The organism is Achromobacter sp. GW823-FHT04E03 (assembly GCF_058796095.1).
In genome coordinates, this window is sequence record NZ_JBXAIJ010000002.1 from 1,774,018 (window position 1) to 1,794,849 (window position 20,832).

The 20,832-nt window shown below is 66.4% G+C and carries 20 protein-coding genes and 6 tRNA genes; 6 read left to right on the forward strand and 20 right to left on the reverse strand.

The annotated features are described in order from the left end of the window. Nucleotides 1–30: 30 nt before the first annotated feature. Complete coding sequence (locus AC1RHV_RS19465; RefSeq protein WP_119452207.1) at nucleotides 31–909, forward strand: dienelactone hydrolase family protein; 879 nt, start codon at nucleotides 31–33, stop codon at nucleotides 907–909. Between the two features lie 947 nt (nucleotides 910–1,856). On the opposite strand, the gene AC1RHV_RS19470 is transcribed toward AC1RHV_RS19465, so the two are convergent. Then, nucleotides 1,857–2,279, reverse strand: coding sequence for a hypothetical protein (locus AC1RHV_RS19470; RefSeq protein WP_175163597.1), 423 nt, complete (start codon nucleotides 2,277–2,279; stop codon nucleotides 1,857–1,859). Nucleotides 2,280–2,524: 245 nt separating this feature from the next. On the opposite strand from AC1RHV_RS19470, the gene AC1RHV_RS19475 reads away from it, so the two are divergent. Both AC1RHV_RS19475 and AC1RHV_RS19480 read left to right on the forward strand, forming a co-directional pair. Beyond that, nucleotides 2,525–3,028 carry a peroxiredoxin gene (locus AC1RHV_RS19475; protein WP_492301731.1) on the forward strand — a complete coding sequence of 168 codons (504 nt, stop codon included), beginning with the start codon at nucleotides 2,525–2,527 and terminating at the stop codon, nucleotides 3,026–3,028. Between the two features lie 86 nt (nucleotides 3,029–3,114). Continuing rightward, the gene (locus tag AC1RHV_RS19480; RefSeq protein WP_492301733.1) at nucleotides 3,115–4,509 is read left to right on the forward strand and encodes an MFS transporter; all 1,395 of its coding nucleotides are present in this window, start codon (nucleotides 3,115–3,117) and stop codon (nucleotides 4,507–4,509) included. 16 nt (nucleotides 4,510–4,525) lie between these two features. Here AC1RHV_RS19480 and AC1RHV_RS19485 read toward each other — a convergent pair whose 3' ends face one another. The 9 genes from AC1RHV_RS19485 to AC1RHV_RS19525 form a co-directional block, all read right to left on the reverse strand. Then, the gene (locus AC1RHV_RS19485; protein WP_175213130.1) at nucleotides 4,526–5,401 is read right to left on the reverse strand and encodes an EamA family transporter; all 876 of its coding nucleotides are present in this window, start codon (nucleotides 5,399–5,401) and stop codon (nucleotides 4,526–4,528) included. After that, nucleotides 5,398–6,417, reverse strand: coding sequence for a biotin synthase BioB (gene bioB / locus AC1RHV_RS19490; RefSeq protein WP_054452235.1), 1,020 nt, complete (start codon nucleotides 6,415–6,417; stop codon nucleotides 5,398–5,400). The genes AC1RHV_RS19485 and bioB overlap by 4 nt, the downstream gene beginning before the upstream one ends. A gap of 245 nt (nucleotides 6,418–6,662) precedes the next feature. Next, nucleotides 6,663–8,156, reverse strand: coding sequence for a PAS domain S-box protein (locus tag AC1RHV_RS19495; RefSeq protein ID WP_119451031.1), 1,494 nt, complete (start codon nucleotides 8,154–8,156; stop codon nucleotides 6,663–6,665). Nucleotides 8,157–8,371: 215 nt separating this feature from the next. Then, a tRNA-Asp gene (locus AC1RHV_RS19500) sits at nucleotides 8,372–8,448 on the reverse strand. 71 nt (nucleotides 8,449–8,519) lie between these two features. Beyond that, a tRNA-Glu gene (locus tag AC1RHV_RS19505) sits at nucleotides 8,520–8,595 on the reverse strand. Between the two features lie 39 nt (nucleotides 8,596–8,634). After that, nucleotides 8,635–8,710: transfer RNA gene (locus AC1RHV_RS19510), tRNA-Ala, on the reverse strand. Nucleotides 8,711–8,812: 102 nt separating this feature from the next. Further along, nucleotides 8,813–8,889, reverse strand: a tRNA-Asp gene (locus AC1RHV_RS19515). A gap of 64 nt (nucleotides 8,890–8,953) precedes the next feature. After that, nucleotides 8,954–9,029 (reverse strand) — tRNA-Glu (locus AC1RHV_RS19520). A 39-nt stretch (nucleotides 9,030–9,068) separates the two neighbouring features. Continuing rightward, nucleotides 9,069–9,144, reverse strand: a tRNA-Ala gene (locus AC1RHV_RS19525). A gap of 353 nt (nucleotides 9,145–9,497) precedes the next feature. Between AC1RHV_RS19525 and AC1RHV_RS19530 the strand changes: the two genes are divergently transcribed. After that, a complete protein-coding gene (locus AC1RHV_RS19530; RefSeq protein ID WP_492301735.1) occupies nucleotides 9,498–10,553 on the forward strand; it encodes an aldo/keto reductase in 1,056 nt (351 codons plus the stop codon). A gap of 7 nt (nucleotides 10,554–10,560) precedes the next feature. On the opposite strand, the gene lnt is transcribed toward AC1RHV_RS19530, so the two are convergent. The 5 genes from lnt to miaB form a co-directional block, all read right to left on the reverse strand. After that, on the reverse strand, nucleotides 10,561–12,189 hold the full coding sequence (lnt, locus tag AC1RHV_RS19535; protein ID WP_054451566.1) for an apolipoprotein N-acyltransferase: 1,629 nt from the start codon (nucleotides 12,187–12,189) through the stop codon (nucleotides 10,561–10,563). Then, nucleotides 12,186–13,076 (reverse strand): CorC family transporter, encoded by an 891-nt coding sequence (locus tag AC1RHV_RS19540; RefSeq protein ID WP_192354022.1) that lies wholly within the window; start codon nucleotides 13,074–13,076, stop codon nucleotides 12,186–12,188. Before AC1RHV_RS19540 ends, lnt begins: the two co-directional genes overlap by 4 nt. Before the next feature lie 237 nt (nucleotides 13,077–13,313). Beyond that, nucleotides 13,314–13,787 carry an rRNA maturation RNase YbeY gene (gene ybeY / locus AC1RHV_RS19545; RefSeq protein ID WP_119451034.1) on the reverse strand — a complete coding sequence of 158 codons (474 nt, stop codon included), beginning with the start codon at nucleotides 13,785–13,787 and terminating at the stop codon, nucleotides 13,314–13,316. Next, nucleotides 13,777–14,802, reverse strand: a complete 1,026-nt coding sequence (locus tag AC1RHV_RS19550) for a PhoH family protein (RefSeq protein WP_054451563.1) — start codon at nucleotides 14,800–14,802, stop codon at nucleotides 13,777–13,779. The genes ybeY and AC1RHV_RS19550 overlap by 11 nt, the downstream gene beginning before the upstream one ends. Beyond that, entirely contained in the window at nucleotides 14,799–16,232 is a 1,434-nt protein-coding gene (gene miaB / locus AC1RHV_RS19555; protein ID WP_054451562.1) for a tRNA (N6-isopentenyl adenosine(37)-C2)-methylthiotransferase MiaB, read from the reverse strand. The genes AC1RHV_RS19550 and miaB overlap by 4 nt, the downstream gene beginning before the upstream one ends. Before the next feature lie 171 nt (nucleotides 16,233–16,403). Between miaB and AC1RHV_RS19560 the strand changes: the two genes are divergently transcribed. After that, nucleotides 16,404–17,165: a phosphatase PAP2 family protein gene (locus AC1RHV_RS19560; protein WP_460360844.1), complete on the forward strand. Its 762-nt coding sequence runs from the start codon at nucleotides 16,404–16,406 to the stop codon at nucleotides 17,163–17,165. A 190-nt stretch (nucleotides 17,166–17,355) separates the two neighbouring features. On the opposite strand, the gene AC1RHV_RS19565 is transcribed toward AC1RHV_RS19560, so the two are convergent. From AC1RHV_RS19565 to AC1RHV_RS19585, 5 genes are all read right to left on the reverse strand, one after another. Beyond that, complete coding sequence (locus tag AC1RHV_RS19565) at nucleotides 17,356–18,066, reverse strand: alanyl-tRNA editing protein (RefSeq protein WP_492301739.1); 711 nt, start codon at nucleotides 18,064–18,066, stop codon at nucleotides 17,356–17,358. 50 nt (nucleotides 18,067–18,116) lie between these two features. Beyond that, nucleotides 18,117–18,794: a VOC family protein gene (locus AC1RHV_RS19570; protein ID WP_054451560.1), complete on the reverse strand. Its 678-nt coding sequence runs from the start codon at nucleotides 18,792–18,794 to the stop codon at nucleotides 18,117–18,119. A 70-nt stretch (nucleotides 18,795–18,864) separates the two neighbouring features. After that, nucleotides 18,865–19,470 carry an ATP-dependent Clp protease proteolytic subunit gene (locus AC1RHV_RS19575; protein WP_054451559.1) on the reverse strand — a complete coding sequence of 202 codons (606 nt, stop codon included), beginning with the start codon at nucleotides 19,468–19,470 and terminating at the stop codon, nucleotides 18,865–18,867. A 44-nt stretch (nucleotides 19,471–19,514) separates the two neighbouring features. Beyond that, a complete protein-coding gene (locus AC1RHV_RS19580) occupies nucleotides 19,515–19,874 on the reverse strand; it encodes an SRPBCC family protein (protein WP_492301742.1) in 360 nt (119 codons plus the stop codon). Next, nucleotides 19,871–20,185 carry an ArsR/SmtB family transcription factor gene (locus AC1RHV_RS19585; RefSeq protein WP_054451557.1) on the reverse strand — a complete coding sequence of 105 codons (315 nt, stop codon included), beginning with the start codon at nucleotides 20,183–20,185 and terminating at the stop codon, nucleotides 19,871–19,873. Before AC1RHV_RS19585 ends, AC1RHV_RS19580 begins: the two co-directional genes overlap by 4 nt. Nucleotides 20,186–20,305: 120 nt before the next feature. Between AC1RHV_RS19585 and AC1RHV_RS19590 the strand changes: the two genes are divergently transcribed. Beyond that, nucleotides 20,306–20,641 carry a hypothetical protein gene (locus tag AC1RHV_RS19590; RefSeq protein WP_156337323.1) on the forward strand — a complete coding sequence of 112 codons (336 nt, stop codon included), beginning with the start codon at nucleotides 20,306–20,308 and terminating at the stop codon, nucleotides 20,639–20,641. The last annotated feature ends 191 nt before the right edge of the window (nucleotides 20,642–20,832 follow it).

The window sequence follows — 20,832 nt, forward strand, 5'->3', positions numbered from 1 at the left end:
CCCTGCCAGCTTTTTGCCAGGAGATTCTCGATGAATGACCAGGACGCGCACTTCGACAGCCTGCTGCCGCCCCTGCGGCTGAACCGGCGGGGTTTCATGGCCACCACGGTGGCGACGGGGTTTTCGCTGGCGGCCGGACAGGCCGTGGCGCAGACCACGATCACCACGGACGTCAACGGCCTTGTCGCCGGCAAGGTGGACATCCCGGTCAAGGACGGCAAGATGCCGGCATACCGCGCGGCGCCCAAGGGCAAGAAGGACTTGCCCACGGTGCTGGTGGTGTCGGAGATTTTCGGGGTGCACGAGTACATCCAGGACGTGTGCCGGCGGCTGGCCCACCAGGGCTATCTGGCCATCGCGCCCGAGCTGTTCGCACGCCAGGGCGATCCGTCCAAGTACACCGAGATCCCCAAGTTGCAGGCGGAAATCATCGGCAAGGTCCCGGACGCGCAGGTGATGTCCGACCTGGACTCGACCGCGGCCTGGGCCACGTCCAACGGCGGCAATCCGGACCGGCTGGGCATCGTGGGCTTTTGCTGGGGCGGCCGCCAGGTCTGGCTGTACGCGGCCCACAACCCGAAGCTCAAGGCCGGCGCGGCTTGGTACGGCCAGTTGGGCGGGCAGCCTTCGGAACTGAAGCCCAAATCGGTGCTGAGCCAGGTGAACGACCTGAAGGCGAAGGTGCTGGGAGCCTATGGCGGCAAGGACGCCGGGATTTCGATGGCGGACGTGGACAAGATGCGGCTGGAACTGGCGCAGGGGCCGGCGGCGGCGAAGGCTTCGCGGATCGATGTGTATCCGGACGCGCCGCATGCGTTTCATGCGGATTATCGGCCTTCTTATCGGAAGGCTGAGGCGGAGCAGGCTTGGACGCGGATGTTGGATTGGTTCAAGCAGAACGGGCTTTGATCTTCGTGGGTTCGTTTGGGTCTTCTTGGGGCTTGTTGGGCGCTATGAGTGCGCACGAGTCTTCGTAGGTCGCCCGTCGTCGCGGGCGGCGTGGCGGCTCGCGCCCACGATTGCGGTCCGGAGCGTTCGCTCCGGACTCCCCCGTCGTCATCTTCGTCAAGGCCTGCGGCCTTTCCTTCAGATTCCCTCGGGCGCATCGAGGTTGCGAGCCGCCACGCCGCCCGCGCCGACGGGCTACGTGCGTCTTGGCTTGTTGCGCTGCTGGAGCCGTGGTTGGGGGTGAGTCTTGGGCGCCCGTATTAATCGGCCGCGCGGGCGGCCGATTAATACATACGTCATTATTTGAAGTGTGATTGTGATCGCTAGCGCGCATGCGTAGGTGGGTTTTCTGATGGCGTTGCCGTTAGGGGGAGGGGGGCGGTGATGGGTGGCGCGCGGCGGGCAGCCGTTTGCGCATGAAGACCCGTACGCGCGCCACCCATCCGGCTTTGGAGTTCAAGTGGCGATTGACTTGCCAACGGGCTTTGATGGGCCGTCATGAAAAAGTGCCCGTGATATCCACGATCACTCCCCACCAGCGCGCAGCGCCATCGGGAATCGCAAGACACCGCGTAAGCCCCCAGAGGCCGCCCGCGCGGCCGGCCGGGGGCGGGCCCCGCAAGATCCATCGCCAAACCCCACCGGCGGCGAGAACCCTAAGCACACCGTTCGTCCCTGGGGCCAGGAAGTTTCAACCAGCAGAGCCAGTCGCGGCGGCGGGGCCAGAGGCGCGGGGCGTCGATAAGCCCGAGGGAATCTGAAGGAACCGCCGAAGGCGGTGACGAAGATGACGAAGGGGAAGTCCGGAGCGAAGGCTCCGGACCGCAATCGTTGCCCCGCGCCTCTGGCCCCGCCGCCGCGACTGGCGTCTCAAGAACCTGAACCTTCAGAAACAGAAACAGAACCTGCTACTGCGCCTTCTCCCCCGGCAACCCATCACTAACCTCCGCCAACGCCCTCTTCATATCCTCATACTCCATCACCCTCTCCCCCTGAAACCCGCCCAACACCCCCCGGCACCCGTCCACCCCCGATCGCTTCATCTCTTCCATCATCGCCGTTCCCTGCGCCTGTCCCTTCTGGAACAGCCCGTCATACCCGCCCGAAGGAAAGCCATATTCCTGCGCATACTGCAGCAGGTTCTTGCGGGCCGTGGCCTGGTGCTGGGCCAGATCGGGTTCGGAAGCCCCGCAGGCGCGGGCGGCGCCGTTGGAGGCGCCGGCGGCGATGACGAAGGAGTCGTATTGGGCCTGTTCGGCGGCATCGGGAGCCGCCCAGGCCGTGGCGGCCGAGGTCAGCGCCAGGGCCAGGCCGGTCAAGATCTTGCGCATCGATGAATCTCCGCTAGATGCCCGCCAGCCGGCAGCGCGGCGTGCGCGGGCGGTGATTGCAACCACAACATTATGGCAATCAGCCGTTTCGCGCCCGTGTAGCCTTGGTGTGGAGTCGTTTCAGACTGTGCATCTTTCTTTCCCTGACGCTGGCTGGCCAGCAAGGCGGCCGCGCAGGAACTATGATGGAGCCTGTGGGGCGCTCCTGCCCCAATGCATTGCCCCTATTCCTCCTGGAGATCTACATGACGATCAAAGTCGGCGATCGCGTGCCGGACGGCACCCTGACCGAATTCATCGAAACCGAAACCGCCGGCTGCTCGCTGGGCCCCAACGCGTTCCAGGTCGCCGACCTGACCCGCGGCAAGACCATTGCGCTGTTCGCCCTGCCGGGCGCCTTCACGCCCACCTGCTCGGCCAAGCATCTGCCGGGCTATGTGGAACAGGCTGCGGCCCTGAAGGCCAAGGGCATCGATGAAATCTGGTGCGTGTCGGTCAACGACGCGTTCGTCATGGGCGCCTGGGGCCGCGAGCAGAAGACCGAAGGCAAGGTCCGCATGCTGGCCGACGGTTCCGCCTTGTGGACCAAGGAACTGGGCCTGGAGCTGGACCTGATCCAGCGCGGCATGGGCGTGCGCTCGCAGCGCTACTCGGCCCTGATCGTCGACGGTGTGGTCAAGCAGCTGAACGTCGAAGGCCCCGGCAAGTTCGAAGTCAGCGACGCCGCCACGATGCTGTCGCAAGTCTGATCCCACGCAGTTCCTGTTTTACCGCTTAGCGCAGCGGGCCGCTTTCGCGGCCTGTTGCGCTGCCGCCAGCAGCGGTTGCCGACGCCATGCTCGCCACCCTTTCCTCCTTTTCGTCGCTTTACTTCGCGACCTTGCTGATGCTCATCGGCACGGGTCTGTTCAACACCTATATGGGGCTCAGGCTGACAGCGCAGTCTGTCAGCGAGGTGTGGATCGGCGCCCTGATCGCCGGCTACTACCTGGGCCTGGTGTGCGGCGCCCGCCTGGGGCACAAACTCATCATCCGCGTGGGCCACATCCGGGCGTTCGTCGCCTGTGCGGCGGTGGCCACCAGCATGATCCTGGCCCAGACGCTGGTCGAATCCATGCCGCTGTGGCTGGTGTTCCGCGTCATTTCGGGCATCGTGATGGTGACCGAATTCATGGTCATCGAAAGCTGGCTCAACGAGCAGACCGAAAACCACCAGCGCGGGCGCGTCTTCTCCGTCTACATGGTCGTGTCCGGCCTGGGCACCGTGCTGGGCCAACTGGCCCTGACGGCCTATGCCACGCTGGACCTGCGGCCGCTGACGCTGGTGGCCATGTGCCTGGTGCTGTGCCTGGTGCCTATCGCCGTCACCGCGCGCTCGCACCCGCCCACGCCGCTGCCGGCGCCGCTGGACATACGCTTCTTCATGCGGCGCGTGCCGCTGTCGATGACGGTGTTGTTCGTGGCCGGCAACCTTTCCGGCGCGTTCTATGGCCTGGCGGCCGTCTATGGCGCCAAGCATGGCCTGTCCACCTCGCAGGCGGCGATTTTCGTGGCCGCCGCAGTGACCGCCGGCCTGCTGTCGCAATGGCCCATGGGCTGGCTTTCCGACCGCATCAACCGCGCCGGTCTGATCCGCTTCAATGCGCTGCTGCTGGTGCTGCTGCCGGTGGTCATGTGGGGCTGGATCGTGCTGCCGTACTGGGCGCTGGTGGCCATGTCCTGTGTCTTCGGCGTGCTGCAGTTCACGCTGTACCCGCTGGGCGCGGCGTTCGCCAACGATCACGTGGAATCCGAGCGCCGGGTCAGCCTGTCGGCCGTGCTGCTCATGACCTACGGGGTCGGTGCATGCGTGGGGCCGATGATTGCCGGGGTGCTGATGTCCCTGGCCGGCCCCAGCATGTACTACGTGTTCATCTCCGCCTGCGCCTTGATCCTGGTCTGGCATGTGCGTCCCACGCGCGTCACCGGTGCGCATCAGGTGGAAGAAGCGCCCACGCATTTCGTGCCCATGCCGGACACGCTGCAGAGCTCGCCCGCCGCGGCGGTGCTGGATCCGCGCGTGGATCCAGCAACCGACATCGCCATGGAAATGGTGCAGCCCGAAGTGGCGCCGGTGGCAGCCACTGAGCCGCCCGCTGCGGAACCGCCTGGCGATGCCGCGGCGGATGTGGCGGCGGATGTGGCGGACGACGCGGCCGAAGACGGCCGCCAGAGGCGCACCGGCACCTGAGGCCGGGGTCGCGTCCTTACCAGGGCGCCATCAGCACGATGGCAGCCAGCGCCAGCGCGATGCCCAGCAGGTTCAGCCGGGTCAGCGGTTCGCGGAAGGCCAGTGCGCCGACCAGCGTGCCCAGGGTGATCACGCCCATGTTCATGGACGCGAACACCAGCGCGGGGTGCTCGGGCAGCGACTGGTGCGCGCGGATGTAGGTCAGGATGTTGCCGAAGTTCGCCAGTCCCAGCGCCGCACCCGCGGCCAGGTGCCGAAGCTGGCAGCGCACCCGGCGCCACAGCAGGTAGCAGAGCATCAGCACGCCGGCGACGAGGAAGGCCAGCAGCAGCCCGCCCGCGAAAGCGGTGCCCGCGCGCGCCATCTGCTTGAACAGGATGTCGATGACGCCATACCCCACCCAGACCACCAGCGGCCACAGCCACATGGCGCGGCTGCTTGCGGCCGTGTCCTCGCCCGGCGTCTGCGCGCGGGGTGCGCGGCGCAGCAGGCAGTACAAGGCGCTGGCGGCCAGCAGGGTCGCGGCCAGCTTGCGGCCGCTTACCGGTTCGCCGAACAGCAGGAAGGCCGCCAGCAGCGGGATGAACAGGGACAGGCGCTGCGCCGCGTCGCTGCGCACGATGCCGGCATGACGTACGGCCGCCGCCATCGCCAGGAACACGCTGGGCAACAGTACGCCCAGCGCGGCCAGCACCAGCCACGGCGTCTGTGGGGTCAGCAGCGCCGCCGGGTCCGGGCGCAGCACGGCCCAGCAGAGCAGGGCGGCCACCGCATAGTTCATGGCGATGGCCTGGCGCACGTCGACTTGATAGCGCCGCGCCAGCTTCAGCAGCACGGCCACGGTGACGCTGCAGGCGACGCTGGCCAGCAGGTAGAGGAGGCCGGGAGTCAACGGCATGCCGTGGCGTCGTGGTGCGTGTGCTGGGCGGCGTCGATGCGCATGCCCAGGCGCTGCAGCAGGCGCTGGTCGGCTTCCATCTGCGGATTGGCCGTGGTCAGCAGGGCGTCGCCGTAGAACATGGAGTTGGCGCCCGCCATGAAGCACAGGGCCTGCAACGCGTCATCCATGGCTTCGCGGCCGGCGGACAGGCGCACGGCCGCGCGCGGCATGGCGATGCGGGCCACGGCAATGGTGCGCACGAACTCGAACGGGTCCAGGGCTTCGACGCCGGCCAGCGGCGTACCTTCCACCTGCACCAGGTTGTTGATCGGCACGGACTCGGGATAGGGCTCCATGTTGGCCAACTGGGCGATCAGGCCGGCGCGCTCGCGGCGCGATTCGCCCATGCCGACGATGCCGCCGCAGCACACGTTGATGCCGGCGTCGCGCACCCGGTCCAGCGTGTCCAGCCGGTCCTGGTAGGTGCGGGTGGAGATGATCTTGCCGTAGAACTCGGGCGAGGTGTCGAGGTTGTGGTTGTAGTAATCCAGGCCCGCGCTCTTGAGCTGTTCGGCCTGGCCCTCGCGCAGCATGCCCAGCGTCACGCAGGTCTCCAGGCCCAGGGCCTTCACCGCGCTGACCATCTCGGCCACCGCCTCCAGGTGGTGCGGCTTGGGGCTGCGCCAGGCGGCGCCCATGCAGAAGCGCTGTGCGCCGCCTTCCTGGGCCTTGCGGGCCGCTGCCACCACGTCCGCCAGGGGCATCAGCTTGTCGGCGTCCAGGCCGGTGTCGTAGTGCGAGGACTGCGGGCAGTAGGCGCAGTCCTCGGGACAGCCGCCGGTCTTGATCGACAGCAGGCTGGACAGCTGGATGGCGTTGGGATCGAAATGAGCGCGGTGCGTCTGCTGCGCCCGGAACACCAGATCCATGAACGGCAACTCGTAGAGCGCCATGATGTCGGCGGCGCTCCAGGCGGGGGCGGCGGTCGGTTTGGCGACGGTCGGGACGGGAATGTAGGCGGTCTGCACGGATGGGCTCCTTTCGGTCTTGCGGGGATCGCGCCGCTTGTCGGGCAAGGGCAGGATCGGCGGATCGTAAGAAGCTGCGCAGGGTTTGCGCAATGCAGGCTGCGTGGCCGAAATTAACGGCCTGTTGCTGTGATTTTTGTTGGAAATGGAAGATTTTGAGGGGCGTCGACTTCTAAGTGGCGCACATCTTCGGGGACGCCGGGCAGTCGTTTATTTTGAATCAAATTGTAAATAGTCGAGGGATGTCAGCCCTTGGCGCGCTTGTTTCGCGTCTGCGCCTGTTCATGCCCGGTGATGCCGCGGTCCCGCGCCCACACAATGGCCGCGCTGCGGCGGTGCACGCCGATCTTGCTGTAGATCGTGGCCACGTGGTTGCGCACCGTGTTGCGCGACAGCTTCAACTGCCGGGCAATGCCCTCGTCGTCATGGCCTTGGCACATCAGGCCCAGCACCTCGCGTTCGCGGGAAGTGAGCTGCGCCAGTTCTGCCACGTCGCGGGTGGCGGGCGCCGGCTCACGCAGTTGCGCCAGCTTTTCGATGACGCTGCGGCTGAACCAGGAAGTGTCCTGCATGACGGCCTCGATCGCCGTCAGCAGTTCCGCCTCGGAGCGCTTGCGTTCCGTGATGTCCTGGACCGCCAGCAATACGCGCGGCTGCCCGCCGATAGTCACGGGTTCGGCCGACAGCAGGCAATCCAGCCGGCTGCCGTCCCGGGCAGCCAATGCCACCTCGCGGTTGCGGGCGCTTTCACCGCGCTTGAGGCTGGCCTCCAGATCTTCGGCGAGCTGGAGCCCCAATCCGGTCAGCGTCTGGCCTATGCCGTCCTGCGCAGAGGCGCCGGCGGCCGTGGCAAAAGCGTCGTTCAGGTCCAGCGCCAGCAGGGTCTCGCCCTCGCAGACGGCCATGGGCACGGGCGCGAGGCGGAATGTCTTGGAGAAGCGTTCCTCGCTTTCGCGCAGGGCCAGTTCGGTGCGCTTGCGGGCCTCGAGGTCGATGAAGGTGAACAGCATGCATGGCTCGCCCTGCATGTCGATGGGTTGGCCCGCGACGATGACGAACTTCACGCTGCCGTCCGCCAGTTTCAACACGCCCTCGCGCTGCGCAATGGTCTGCCCCTCGTTGAGGCTGGCGATCGCGTTGTCCTTGTCGTCGCCGCCGTCCAGCACGTCCAGCTCATAGGCCGACCTGCCCACGATGGCGTCGCGTGCATAGCCGGTCATCTCCAGGAAGCCCTGGTTCACCTTCACATAGCGCAGGTCGGACAGGCGGCAGATGAGGGCGGGCGCGGGATTGGCGCCGAAGGCGCGCTCGAAGCGTACTTCGGCATTGATCTGCTCAGTCTGGTCATGCAGGATCAGGACGCGGTAGTCGGTCCCTTCGCTGCCGTCCAGGTTCAGGCCGCTGGCGCGTATGTTGCGCAGGAACGCGTCATCGTCCTTGCGTTCCAGGTCCAGCAGCAGTTCGTCGAACGGCTCGGCCGCGGCCAGCAGGTCCAGCGGATATTGGCGCGCTGGCACGCGGTGATGATTGCGGTAGCTGAGGCTGTAGCGCTTGCGGTAGCCGGCTGGCGTGCCGCCCAGTTCATCCAGGTTATCGGTGCCATGCAGCTTGAGCGCGCTGGCATTGGCCCAGGCGATGGCGCCGTCCGCTTCGAGCAGGATGATGCCTTCGTTCAGGCCTGCGATGATGCGTTGCAGATGCTGGCGGTGCGGATGGGGAGCGGCGGCGTTCGCGGTCACGTAGTCCTCTTCTTTTCGCAGGGCACGACGCAAAGAGAATGAAGGCGCACTGAAAGGCTGTCCAGATGGCGAAATGGACGAGTCTGAGCGTAGGGGGCAATGGCGGGGAAGATGGCTGCCGCTAGATGATGCGGGCCGGAATGCAAAAAAGCTCCGGAAACCGGAGCTTTCTATGGCTGGCAAGGCCGAGGCGCTTGCGAACTGCGTGATGTGCTTGGCGGAGCGGACGGGGCTCGAACCCGCGACCCCCGGCGTGACAGGCCGGTATTCTAACCAACTGAACTACCGCTCCGCAGCGGTTTACTCTGACTTCTTCAATGCACTGCGGTGTCAAGGCAGTTTGGTACTACATGCCAGAAAGACTGGCGTCCCCTAGGGGATTCGAACCCCTGTACTCACCGTGAAAGGGTGATGTCCTAGGCCTCTAGACGAAGGGGACCTGAACAAAACAGAACTACTTTACTACCGTACTGCTTACTGGTGGAGGTAAGCGGGATCGAACCGCTGACCTCTTGCATGCCATGCAAGCGCTCTCCCAGCTGAGCTATACCCCCCAGGATCCTCGATGCCCCAAACTACAGACAACAAGGTCTCACACTATATAAAGCAAAAAAGCCCCGAAAACGGAGCTCTTGAAAGACTCTGAGCGAGAGCTTTGGCGGAGCGGACGGGGCTCGAACCCGCGACCCCCGGCGTGACAGGCCGGTATTCTAACCAACTGAACTACCGCTCCGCAGCGGCGTACTCAACTACATTGTCACTTCAACTGCATCACTACATACTGCTGCCAGAAGAACTGGCGTCCCCTAGGGGATTCGAACCCCTGTACTCACCGTGAAAGGGTGATGTCCTAGGCCTCTAGACGAAGGGGACTTGGACTTGCAAACTGGTACTGCATCCTTCGCCGTTGACTGGTGGAGGTAAGCGGGATCGAACCGCTGACCTCTTGCATGCCATGCAAGCGCTCTCCCAGCTGAGCTATACCCCCGTCTTTCTAATCAGCCCGTTCAACGTTTTACGAAACCGAACACACGTTTTACCGAGTGCTTTTTCGTAGTTCGTTGCCGGTTTTGTTTAGTGCCGTTGGCGAAGAAACGAGATTATGCACGAACTAAATTGGGTGTGCAAGTCGCGATGAGGCAAAAAGCTAAAAAGTCGTGAAAAAAAGGGGGCTGGAAGGCATTTTAGGGCCGATTTCGCGCTTTTATTGCTCAGCTTGAGCTAGCGTGATTGATGCAGAAATCAAGTAAATCAAAGACTTGTGAGAATGCTATCGTGAGCGGAAATTTTTTTCGTCGATCCGGCATTTTTTGCGCCGGACCCGCACACACGGACATCGCCATGAGCAGCAAGACTTCGTTCCCCACACGCCCGCTGGGCCAGAGCGGCATGGACATCACCCGCATCGGGCTGGGCGCCTGGGCCATCGGCGGCAGCGGTTGGGCGGTGGGGTGGGGGCCGCAGGACGACGCCGATTCGGTGGCGGCGATCCGCCGGGCCGTCGAGCGCGGCATCAACTGGATCGATACCGCGGCGGTGTACGGCCTGGGGCATTCCGAGGAGATCGTGCGCCGCGCGCTGGCGCAGATGGCGCCTGACGCCCGGCCTTACGTGTTCACAAAGTGCGGCCTGACCTGGTCTGCGGAACAGCCGCAGGCGATGCCGCGGCGCACCGGCGCGCCGGCCAGCATCCGGCGCGAAATCGAAGATTCGTTGCGCCGGCTGGGCGTCGAACGCATCGATCTCTACCAGATCCACTGGCCGGCGGGCGATGGCACGCCGCTGGAGGTGTACTGGCAGGAACTGCTGGATCTGAAGCGGGAGGGCAAGGTCAGGGCGGTGGGCCTGTCCAACCACAATCTTGCCCAGCTGCAGCAGGCAGAAGCGCTGGGGCATGTGGATACGCTGCAGCCGCCGTTTTCGGCCATTCAGCGCGCCGCGGGCGCGGAGCTGATTCCGTGGTGCGAACGTAACGGCACGGGCGTGATCGTCTACAGCCCGATGCAGTCCGGCCTGCTGACCGGCGCCTTCAGCGTGGAGCGCGCCCGTGCTCTGCCGGCGGATGATTGGCGCGCGCGCAACGCGGAGTTCGCCTCGCCCGGCATCGAGCGCAACCTGGCGCTGGCCGATGCGTTCAAGCCCATCGCCGAACGCCACGGCGCCACGGTGGCGGCCGTGGCGGCGGCCTGGACGCTGGCCTGGCCGGGCGTCACGGGCGCGATCGTAGGCGCCCGCAGCGCGGCTCAGGTGAATGGACTGCTGGGCGCAGCGTCGCTGGAACTGGATGGCGATGACATGGACGCCATCGCGGACGCGATCGAGCGTACCGGCGCCGGAAGCGGGCCGCTGCGCCCGCCCGGGGAGAGCGGCGCGCTGCCGGCGAATCTGTTCGCTTGAGGGCGCCTCAGGCGCGACGCGTCTTGCGGCCGCTGCCGAACGCGGCGATCAGCGCCAGGCCGATCAGGGCCAGCGCCGTCTTGTCGCCAAAGCGCGCGTATGGCGTCAGCCCCGTCATGCCTTGCACGGCCACCGGCAGCACACCGGCCTGCAGCGGCGCAAGCTGGGCCGCGACGCGGCCTTTGGCGTCAATGGCGGCGGTGATGCCGGTGTTGGTGGAGGTCAGCATGGGCCGCGCCGTTTCCATGGTGCGCACGCGGCCGATCTGCAGATGCTGGCGCAAGGCCCAGGAGTCGCCGAACCAGCCCAGGTTGCTCACGTTCACCAGTATCGTCGCGCCCGGTTCGCCGTTGGGGCCGGGTTGCAGCGCGGGCAACAGGTCGGGTCCGAACAGGTCTTCGTAGCAGATGTTGAACGCGATGTGCTGGCCGCCGACCGCGAAGGGCGTCTGGCGTACCGCGCCGCGATCGAAGTCGCCCAGCGGAATGTTCAGCATGTCGACGAACCAGTGGAATCCGGGCGGCACGTATTCGCCCCAGGGCACCAGGTGGCGCTTGTCGTAGCGCATGGCGGTGGTGCCGGCCACGAGCTGTTCGACCGGGGTATTGCCGTCAAAGCCCATGACGCTGTTGGTGTAGCGCTCGCGGCCATTGACGCGGTCGTGCAGCGGCACGCCCATGGCGATGGTGGTATTGCGCTGGGCGGCCAGGTCGCGCCAGACCGCCCAGACGCGCGGATCCAGCTGGTCCTGGAAGATGGGCAGCACGGTTTCCGGCAAGATGATCAACTGCGGCGCGGGCACGCCGGGAGCCGGCGGCATGGCTGCCAGGTCCAGGTGGCGCACCAGGCTCTGGTCGAGCAGGGCGGGGTCGAACTTCTGCGACTGCTCGATGTTGCCCTGGACCAGGCGCACGTTCAGCGGATCGCCGGACGGCGTGGACCAGTCGATGCGGGACAGCGGCCAGCCAGCGGCGGCCAGGGCCAGCGCGATACCGGCGGCCAGGGCGTGGCGCGAGCCAGTCCCGCTTTTACGCGAGGGCTGCCAGAGGCTGGCGAGGGCAGCGGCGACGAAGGCGGCCAGGAAGGCCATGCCGTGCACGCCAAGCAGCGGCGCCCAGCCTGCGATGGGGCTATCGACTTGCGCGTAACCGATATTGAGCCAGGGAAAGCCCGTCAGCAGCACGGCGCGCAGCCATTCGAAGGCCGCCCACATCGCAGCCCAGGCCAGCGTGCCCGACAGTATGCGGGAGGGCGGAGAGCCCGGCTCCAGCGGCGCGTAGCGGCGCGCCAGCGCGCTGGCCGTGGCCGGGAACAGCGCCAGGAAGGCCGACAGCGCCAGCACCGCGGCCACGGCCAGCGGCGCGGCCAGATCGCCGTAGCGGTGCAGGCTGATGAAAATCCAGTAGAGGCCCAGCGAGTAGCTGGCGAAGCTGAACAGCCAGCCGCGCAGCCAGGCCTGTTTGGCCGAGGGCGCATACAGGGTCACGCGCGCAACGATGGCCAGCATCAGGACCTGTGTGGCCGCCAAGGCCCAATCCGGCAGGGGACCGGGCGAAAAAGTCAGGGCGTGCGCGGCGCCCGCCAGCACCAGGCCGGCGGCGCCGCGCAGTTTATGGCTGCGCGGGGACTGGGTCATGCGTCTTCGGAGGAGCGGGGGGCTTGGGATGCGGCGTTGCGCTTGACGCGCAGCCAGATGGCGCGGCGCGCGTCGCCGCGGGCCACTTCCAGGCGCAGGCCGTCGAATTCGGCGATGTCGCCGCGGCGCGGGATGCGGCCCAGTTGTCCGCCCATCCAGCCGCCGACGCTGTCGTACTCGTCGTCGGGCAACTGGCAGCCGAACACGTCGTTGAAGTGCGAGATGTCGGTGGCCGCCAGGACGCGCCACTGGTTTTCGCCTTCGGGGAAGATCGAGTCTTCCTCGGTTTCGTCGAATTCGTCTTCGATATCGCCGACGATCTGTTCCAGCACGTCTTCCATCGTCACCAGGCCGGAAATGCCGCCATGCTCATCGATGACGATGGCCTGGTGGTTGCGGCTGGCGCGGAACTCGTGCAGCAGCACGTTCAGGCGCTTGGATTCGGGGATGAAGACGGCGGGCCGCACCAGCGTGCGCACCTCGATGCCGGGCTCCAGCATGCAGCGCAGCAGATCCTTGGCCAGCAGGATGCCGATGATGTTGTCGCGATCGCCTTCGTAGACGGGGAAGCGCGAGTGGGCGGTCTCGATGACCGAGGCGACCAGGTAGGGAATGGGCTGCGTGACGTCCAGCAGATCCATGCGCGAACGCGGGACCATGATGTCACCCACGGTGCCTTCGGACACGGCGAGCGCGCCCTTGATCATCTTGTAGGATTCCGCGTCGAGCAGTTGGCGTTCGTGCGCGGCTTCCAGAACGGCCTTGATGCCTTCGCGGTCCTCGGGCTCGCGGCGCACGAGGGAAAGCAGGCGGTCTAGAAGGGATTTGGCGGCGGGTTTGGAGGAGCGAGCAGGCGTCGCTTCGGGAGCAGGATAAGGGTCAGACATCGTCCGGGAGGACAAGTTATGGAGGGCCCAGCATAACCGATACTGGCCTGCAATTTGTAACGGCGGCCCCCAAAATGAGGGGAACCGCCGCCATCTGCGCCTTGCTGGACGCCATTTTGCGGCAATTTTTGCCGCCGGGCCGCCCCAAGGCAAAAATCGCCCCCTCGGGGGGCAGCAAGCGCCTAAGGCGCGCAGCGTGGGGGCCAATTTTTCTCAGGGTTGACCCGAGTCCGCGAGTCAGGCTGCCATGTAAGGATCGGCGATGCGCATGGCGGCCAGCGTGGCGGTCTCCAGGGCCTCCATGCGCTTGGCGTCGCGGGCCTTGATGTGGTCGTAGCCCAGCGCGTGCAGCACGCCGTGGATGGTGAGATGGGCGGCGTGGTCCAGGAGCGCCTTGCGCTGTTCGCGGGCCTCGCGCACCAGCACCGGCACGCACATGACGATGTCGCCGCGCGCAACGCCCAGCGGATCCACGCCGTATTCGAAGGTCAGCACATTGGTGGCATAGTCGCGGCCGCGGAAGTCGCGGTTCAGGCGCCGGCCTTCGGCCGCGCCAACCAGCCGCAAGCTCAGCTCCGCCGCGGAAAACGCGACCAGGCCGTCGTCGGCCGCGCCCGCCAGCGCGCGTTCGGCCCAGCGGCGCAGGCGCCAGCGGGGCAGGCGGGCTTCCTCGACGCCGTATTGCACGGACAGGGACAGTTCAGGTTTCATCTTCTGCGGCGCGGTCGTAGGCGTCGACGATGCGGGCGACCAGGGGATGGCGCACGACGTCTCGGCTGGTGAATCGGGTGGTGGCGATGCCCTGCACGTCGTGCAGCACCTTCACCGCATGCGCCAGGCCGCTGTCCTGGCCACGCGGCAAGTCCACCTGCGACGGGTCGCCGGTAATGACCGCCTTGCTGCCGAAGCCGATCCGCGTCAGGAACATCTTCATCTGTTCCGGCGTGGTGTTCTGCGCTTCGTCCAGGATGACGAAGGCGTGGTTGAGCGTGCGGCCGCGCATGTAGGCCAGCGGCGCGATTTCGATGGTCTGCTTTTCGAACAGGCGCTGCACCTTTTCGAAGCCCATCAGGTCGTACAGCGCGTCGTACAGCGGGCGCAGGTACGGGTCCACCTTCTGCGCCAGGTCGCCGGGCAGAAAGCCCAGGCGTTCGCCGGCTTCGACCGCGGGGCGTGTCAGCACCAGGCGTTGCACGGTGTCGCGCTCCATTGCGTCGATGGCGCAGGCCACGGCCAGCCAGGTCTTGCCGGTGCCGGCGGGACCGACGCCGAAGGTGATGTCGTGCTTGAGGATGTTGTTCAGGTAGTCGCGCTGGCGCGGCGTGCGCGGACGCAGGTCGCTGCGCTTGGTGCGCAGGGCGATGCTGTCGCTTTCGTCGTCCAGGGCGGGCAGCGGGTCGGCCTCGCGGGCCTGCTCTTCCTTCAGTTCCTGTTCCTGCCGCCCGACGCCGATCTCGACCAGCCCGAGCTGGATGTCGTCGACCGACAGGGCGCGGTGCACGGCCTGTTCGTGGAAGCGGCGCAGTATCCGGCCGGCGAGTTCCGCGAGTTCGCCTTCGATGGTGACTCGGCTGCCGCGGCGCGAGAGCTTGACGTTCATGCCGTCGGCCAGCTGCCGCAGGTTTTCGTCCAGCGGGCCGCAGAGATTGGCCAGATGGGTGTTGTCGCCGTCCAGGGTGACGACGATGGGCATGCTGCGGCGGGCGCGGGAGCGGGGAGTGGTCATTCGGCCTCTTGGGGAGTGCGGTCCACGTCGGCGACCCGGGCGCGCAGCGAATTGGTGTGCGCTTCGGTGATGATGACGTCGACCATTTGTCCGATGAGCCGCGCGGGCGCGGCGAAGTTCACGATGCGGTTGTTCTCGGTGCGGCCCATCAGTTCGTTCGGGTCGCGGCGCGAGGGGCCTTCGACCAGCAGGCGCTGGCGCGTGCCGACCATGTTGCGGGCGATCGTGGCCGCCTGCTCGTTGATCAGCGCCTGCAGGCGCTGCAGGCGGCGCAGCTTCACGTCTTGCGGCGTGTCGTCGTGCAGGTCGGCGGCGGGCGTGCCCGGGCGGCGCGAATACACGAACGAGAACGAGGTGTCGAAGCCGACGTCCTCGATCAGCTTCATGGTCTTTTCGAAGTCTTCCTCGGTTTCGCCGGGAAAGCCCACGATGAAGTCCGAGGACAGCGTCAGGTCGGGGCGGGCGGCGCGCAGGCGGCGCACCACCGACTTGAATTCCAGGGTGGTGTAGCCGCGCTTCATGGCCGCCAGCACGCGGTCGCTGCCGGCCTGCACCGGCAGGTGCAGGAAGGACACCAGCTTGGGCAGGCGGGCGTAGGCGTCCACCATGCGCTGGGTCATTTCCTTGGGGTGCGAGGTGGTGTAGCGGATGCGCTCGATGCCCGGGATTTCGTGCACGTATTCCAGCAGCATGGCGAAGTCGGCGATCTCGTCGCTGTCGGTCATGCGGCCGCGGTAGGCGTTGACGTTCTGGCCCAGCAGCGTCACTTCCTTCACGCCCTGGTCGGCCAGGTCGGCGACCTCCACCAGCACGTCCTCGAAGGGGCGCGAGACTTCCTCGCCGCGCGTGTAGGGCACGACACAGAAGCTGCAGTACTTGCTACAGCCTTCCATGATGGAGACGAACGCCGTGGCGCCGTCCACGCGGGGCGGCGGCATGTTGTCGAACTTTTCGATCTCGGGGAAGCTGATGTCCACCTGCGAGCGGCCTTCGTCGCGGCGGCGCTTGATCAGGTCCGGCAGGCGATGCAGCGTCTGCGGACCGAACACCACGTCCACGTAGGGCGCGCGCTTGACGATGGCTTCGCCTTCCTGGCTGGCCACGCATCCGCCCACGCCGATCACCAGGTTGGGATTGGTCTTCTTCAGGTGCTGCACGCGGCCCAGGTCCGAGAAGACCTTTTCCTGCGCCTTCTCGCGCACCGAACAGGTGTTGAACAGGATGACGTCGGCGTCTTCCGGGTTGTCGGTGAGTTCCAGGCCCTGGTCGCCGCGTAGCACGTCGGCCATCTTGTCCGAGTCGTACTCGTTCATCTGGCAGCCGAAGGTGCGGATGTACAACTTGCGGGGGGAGCCGGCGTCTGCGGCGGGGAGGGCGGCGCTGGCGCCGTCGGGCGCGGCGTCGGCGCGCTTGAGGGTGGTTTCTTGCATGATGGTCGCCGTGACGGGTGTAGATCCCGGGGGCAGAGAATGGTAGGAAACCCGGGATTTTAACCCTTGCCCGCATTTGCTTCTTGGTCTGGCGCGCGCAGGCCGTTACGATAGCGTGCTGGGCTGATTTTGCAGCCCAGGAACGTTTCTCATTTCCCGATAGCGGTATCGATGAACAGCAATCCCCTGACGCCTTCGGCGGCCGCTCCCGTATCCGACGCCTCAGCCGGCCCCGCGCCGGACCAGTTCCGCAACCCCTTTTCCGCGCTGACCTGGGTGCTGCTGGGCTGCGCCCTGGCGCTGGCCGCCAGCGCGTGCGCGTTGTGGGTGGACCTGCCGCTGGCGGTGTGGATCAAGCAGTCGGTATCTGAAGGCGTGAACGAATCCTTCGAATGGATCGGTGAACTCGGCGAAAGCGGCCCTTATATCGGTGTGGCGCTGGCCTTCTACGTGATCGGGTTGGTCGGCCTGGCGCGCGGCTGGCGCAATCCGGTGCGCATGAGCTACGCCAGCATGGCGCGCGGCAGCCTGCTGATGCTGTCGACCCTGGCGGTCGGCGGACTGGTGGTGCTGGTGCTCAAGCGTTCGGTGGCGCGGGCGCGTCCCGAGCTGTTCTTCGAAAAAGGCATCTACGGGGTGGGCGAGTCGTTCTCGCGCGCCCAGCTGTACAACTCCTTCCCCTCCAGCCACACCTATGCGGCATTTGCCGTGGCAGTGGTGCTGGGCATCCTGGCGCCGCGCTGGCGCTGGGTCTTCCTGCTGCTGGCGGCGCTGGTGGCGATGAGCCGGCTGGTCAACCTGGACCACTATCTGTCGGACGTGATGACGGCCGCGGGCATTGCGGTGCTGGTCGGGCACGTGCTGGCGCCCCGTGTGCTGGGCGCCGGATATCAGTGGCCTCTGCGCGCGCCCTGGCGCTGGTGGAAGAAATAAGGTCTGCTGTTGCGGACGTTGGGTTGTGCTTCGTAGGTCGCCCGTCGTCGCGGGCTACGTGCGTCTTGGCGAGTTGCGCTGCTGGAGCTGTGGTCGGGGGCGAGTCGTGGGCTGCCCGTGTTGTTCGGCCGCGCGGGCGGCCGAACAACACATACATGATTCCGGCCAGGGGCGGGCTCCAGACTACGCCTTACGCGAAATTCACTACCACGCGCCGGTTGGTGCGGCTCTTTTTCTCGATCTTCGTAACGATCACCGCGCCGATCTCGCCGGTGTTGGCCACGTGCGTGCCACCACAGGGCTGGCGATCCACGCCGGGAATCTCGACGATGCGTATGCTGGCCGTGCCGGCCGGGGGCGCGGCGCCTATGGTGCGCACCAGATCGGGTTGTGCGGCCAGTTCCTCGGGCGTGATGCAGTTGATGCTGACGCCGGTGCGGGCGTCGATTAGGGCGTTCAGGCGTTCGGTCAGGTCGGCCTTGTCCAGCGTGGATTCGGGCAGGTCGAAGTCGACGCGCGCGGAGTCGGGTGAAATGCTGCAGCCGGTCACGGGGGCGGGCACCAGCGCGCCCAGCAGATGCAGACAGGTGTGCAGGCGCATGAGGCGGTGGCGCCGCGGCCAGTCGATGGTCACCGAGACGCGGTCGCCCACTTGCGGTGCGATGCCGCCTTCCAGCACGTGCAGGATGCGCTTGCGGTCTTCGGCGTAGACGGTGTCGGCAAGCGTCAGCGCGCGGCCGTCGGCCAGCGTCAAGGTGCCGCTGTCTCCCGCCTGGCCGCCGCTGCGTGCGTAGCAGACAGTCTCGTCCAGTTCGACGCCCTCGGGGCTGACCGCGATCACGGTGGCCTCGCATTGGTCCAGGTAAGGGTCTTCGTCGAATCGCTTGCGGGTGGCATGCATGTAAAGGGTCTCCGGATGTTCTGGTTTTTTTTGCAAGGCGGGGCGGACGATCAGGCCAGGATCTTCAGGCCGCCGGCCGTTTCGATCTGTGCGCTCAGGCGCGGCGGGCCGTCGACCTGTTCCACCTGGATCAGGTGGTCCGCGCCCAGCCAGGCCAGCCCTTGGCGCAGCAGCCCGGCCTGCGGATGGCTGCCGGACAGTTGCTTGAGTGTGAGGTGCTGGCGCGGCAGGCTGACGCCGGGGTAGTCGGCCACGTCCCACTGGATCAGCGTGGGCAGCAGACCGTCGCCGGCCGCATGGCCCGCTTCGCGCCAGGCGGGCAGGCTGCCGTCGTCGGGCACCGTCAGCCGCCAGCGCAACTGCCCGCGTTCCATGGGAATGGCGGGCGGGATGCGTGCGGGATGCTCCGCCTGCATACGCGTCAGATCCAGCGGCGCTTCGACCCGCGCCGCCCAATGCGCTAGGTAGGGACCCTGGGCGATGCGGGCGCGGACGGCGTCCTGATCCAGCCCGAACCAACGTGGCCGCGCAGGCGCCGGGGCCTGAGGATCGATGGCGATGACTTCGAGGTAGATGCCGCCGGCCATGCCCAGCACCCGGTTGTGGGTGCCCATGCGCGGATGCGCGCCGCCGCCCGAGGGGGCGATGCCGAGCAGTGCTGCGACGTATTCGGTGCCGCTGTCCAGGTCCGCGGCGGCGATGACGAGGTGATCGATGACGAGTTTCATGGTCCGGCTATGGTAGCGAATCCGCGCGGATCCGTACCCGTACAGCGCGACGGGGGCGGGCGGTACAGTGTCAGACGCCCAGGTCCCGGCGCTTCAGCACCCGGTCTATCAGGCCCCATTCCAGCGCTTCCTCCGCGCTCATGTAGCAGTCGCGGTCCAGTGTGCGCTCTACGTCTTCGTAGCTGCGTCCGCAGTGCTGGGCGTAGACGCGCGTGACGCGGTCCTTGGTCCTGCGCATTTCCTCGGCGTGGATGAGCACGTCCGAGGCCTGGCCCTGGAAGCCGCCTAAAGGCTGATGCACGTGCACGCTGGCATTGGCCAGCGCGCATCGTTCGCCGGGTTCGCCCGCCATCAGCAGGAACGAGCCCATGGAGCGCGCCGTGCCCATGCACAGCGTGTGCACCGGCGCAGTGATGAACTGCATGGTGTCGTACATGGCCAGGCCGCTGGTGATGACGCCGCCAGGGGAGTTGATGTAGAGATGGATGGGCTTGGTGGGGTTCTCGGATTCCAGGAACAGCAGCTGGGCGCAGACCAGCGCCGACACCGAGTCGTTGACTTCGCCGTTCAGGAAGATGATGCGGTCGCGCAGCAGTCGCGAATAGATGTCGAAGGACCGCTCGCCGCGGCCGGACTGCTCGACCACCATGGGTACGTATTGCATCACGTCCTGCATGGACGAATCTCCTGGGTTGCGATTGCCTTGCGCTTGGGCCGGGTTCAGGCGGCGCGCATGAGGAAGGGGCCGGCGTCGTTGGCGGCTGGGCGCCCGCGGCGTTCGAACCGCGCGTCGTCCAGCGCGTGGATGATGCGCAGGAGCGTGCGGCCGTCGGCGACGGGCCGGATCTGGAAGGTCACCAGGCTTTCGAGGAAAGGCGGCTCCTCGTCGCGCATGCGGTATTGGATTTCTTCGGCAGGCGTCGCGTCCGCGGGTTCGGCGCTGGTCAGCGCCCGTCCAGGCAGCCATTGCTCGCGGAATTCGGGGATGCTGATGGCGCGCCAGACTTTTTCGGGCGGCGCGTCGAGTTCGTATTCGAGCACGATGTCCTGGGGCGGGTCTTGCGGCGCGGTCGGCTTCATTGGTCCATGTCCTTGAGCAGGGCGTTCAGGGCTTCGATGCGGGCCGGCCAGTAAGCGCGGTACTTCGCCAGCCATCCGGCGATGAGCGCAAGCCCGTCGGGGTCGACTTCATAGTTCACGAAACGGCCTTGTTTTTCCTCGCGCACCAGGCGGGCCTTGCGCAGCACCGCAAGGTGCTGCGACATGGCTGGCTGGCTGATCTCCATGCCGACGCGCAGGGCGCTGGCGTTCATGCCGCCGGCGGCGAGCTTTTCGAAGATGGCACGGCGGGTCGGATCGGCCAGGGCCTTGAAGATGTCGGTTTCGAGCATGACAATACATTAGTCAATACTTATGTGTTGGTCAAGCGGAAAGCACCCTGTGCGCGTCCGAGAGCCATTTGCGATCGCGGCTGGCACAATGGCGCCGGACCTGCAGTCGGGAGCGACGCCGTGGCTTTTCTTCTATTCCCCGTCTTGTTCGCGGCCAGCCTGCTGATCAGCCTGGCGGCCGGCGCCGTGCATGGCCGGCGTCATGGTTGGAAGGCCCCGGCTACGCGGCGGTGGCTGTTCGTGGCGGGATGCCTTGTGCTTTCGTATCTGGTCGGCCTGGCGCTGGTCATTCATGACCCGTACTTCGACGACAACGGGGTGCCTGAATTCATTCCGTGGCGTTTCCGCTGGACCTGGGCCTGGCTCTACGCCGGCTTGCTGCAATTCGCCGTGGTTCCGAGCGGTTTGGCCCTGCGGCGCCTGGCCAGGCGTAAGACGGCAAGCGCCGCGCAATAAAAAATGTCCACCGTCAAGCTTTTCAGGCCATAGACTCGGCCTGAAAAACTGCGGCATGACAGGACGTTACGCTTAGCGCCCCGCACGTGGAGTCCCTGGGTTGGATTGGCAAGGGTCAGCTGGGAGCCGTCGCGTTCCAAGTCATGGCGCGCTGCGGCGCATGACGGCTCGGGCTTAGCTCGAAGAGCCAT

Bases quoted from the DNA above. Each gene is read 5' to 3' on its own strand.
- AC1RHV_RS19470 (WP_175163597.1), bottom strand. From the start codon at position 2,279: ATGCGCAAGATCTTGACCGGCCTGGCCCTGGCGCTGACCTCGGCCGCC.
- miaB (WP_054451562.1), bottom strand. From the start codon at position 16,232: ATGCAAGAAACCACCCTCAAGCGCGCCGACGCCGCGCCCGACGGCGCC.
- AC1RHV_RS19575 (WP_054451559.1), bottom strand. From the start codon at position 19,470: ATGCAGGACGTGATGCAATACGTACCCATGGTGGTCGAGCAGTCCGGC.
- AC1RHV_RS19565 (WP_492301739.1), bottom strand. From the start codon at position 18,066: ATGCATGCCACCCGCAAGCGATTCGACGAAGACCCTTACCTGGACCAA.
- AC1RHV_RS19540 (WP_192354022.1), bottom strand. From the start codon at position 13,076: ATGTCTGACCCTTATCCTGCTCCCGAAGCGACGCCTGCTCGCTCCTCC.
- AC1RHV_RS19480 (WP_492301733.1), top strand. From the start codon at position 3,115: ATGCTCGCCACCCTTTCCTCCTTTTCGTCGCTTTACTTCGCGACCTTG.
- AC1RHV_RS19530 (WP_492301735.1), top strand. From the start codon at position 9,498: ATGAGCAGCAAGACTTCGTTCCCCACACGCCCGCTGGGCCAGAGCGGC.
- AC1RHV_RS19560 (WP_460360844.1), top strand. From the start codon at position 16,404: ATGAACAGCAATCCCCTGACGCCTTCGGCGGCCGCTCCCGTATCCGAC.
- AC1RHV_RS19550 (WP_054451563.1), bottom strand. From the start codon at position 14,802: ATGACCACTCCCCGCTCCCGCGCCCGCCGCAGCATGCCCATCGTCGTC.
- AC1RHV_RS19585 (WP_054451557.1), bottom strand. From the start codon at position 20,185: ATGCTCGAAACCGACATCTTCAAGGCCCTGGCCGATCCGACCCGCCGT.
- AC1RHV_RS19570 (WP_054451560.1), bottom strand. From the start codon at position 18,794: ATGAAACTCGTCATCGATCACCTCGTCATCGCCGCCGCGGACCTGGAC.
- AC1RHV_RS19580 (WP_492301742.1), bottom strand. From the start codon at position 19,874: ATGAAGCCGACCGCGCCGCAAGACCCGCCCCAGGACATCGTGCTCGAA.
- AC1RHV_RS19475 (WP_492301731.1), top strand. From the start codon at position 2,525: ATGACGATCAAAGTCGGCGATCGCGTGCCGGACGGCACCCTGACCGAA.
- AC1RHV_RS19465 (WP_119452207.1), top strand. From the start codon at position 31: ATGAATGACCAGGACGCGCACTTCGACAGCCTGCTGCCGCCCCTGCGG.
- ybeY (WP_119451034.1), bottom strand. From the start codon at position 13,787: ATGAAACCTGAACTGTCCCTGTCCGTGCAATACGGCGTCGAGGAAGCC.
- lnt (WP_054451566.1), bottom strand. From the start codon at position 12,189: ATGACCCAGTCCCCGCGCAGCCATAAACTGCGCGGCGCCGCCGGCCTG.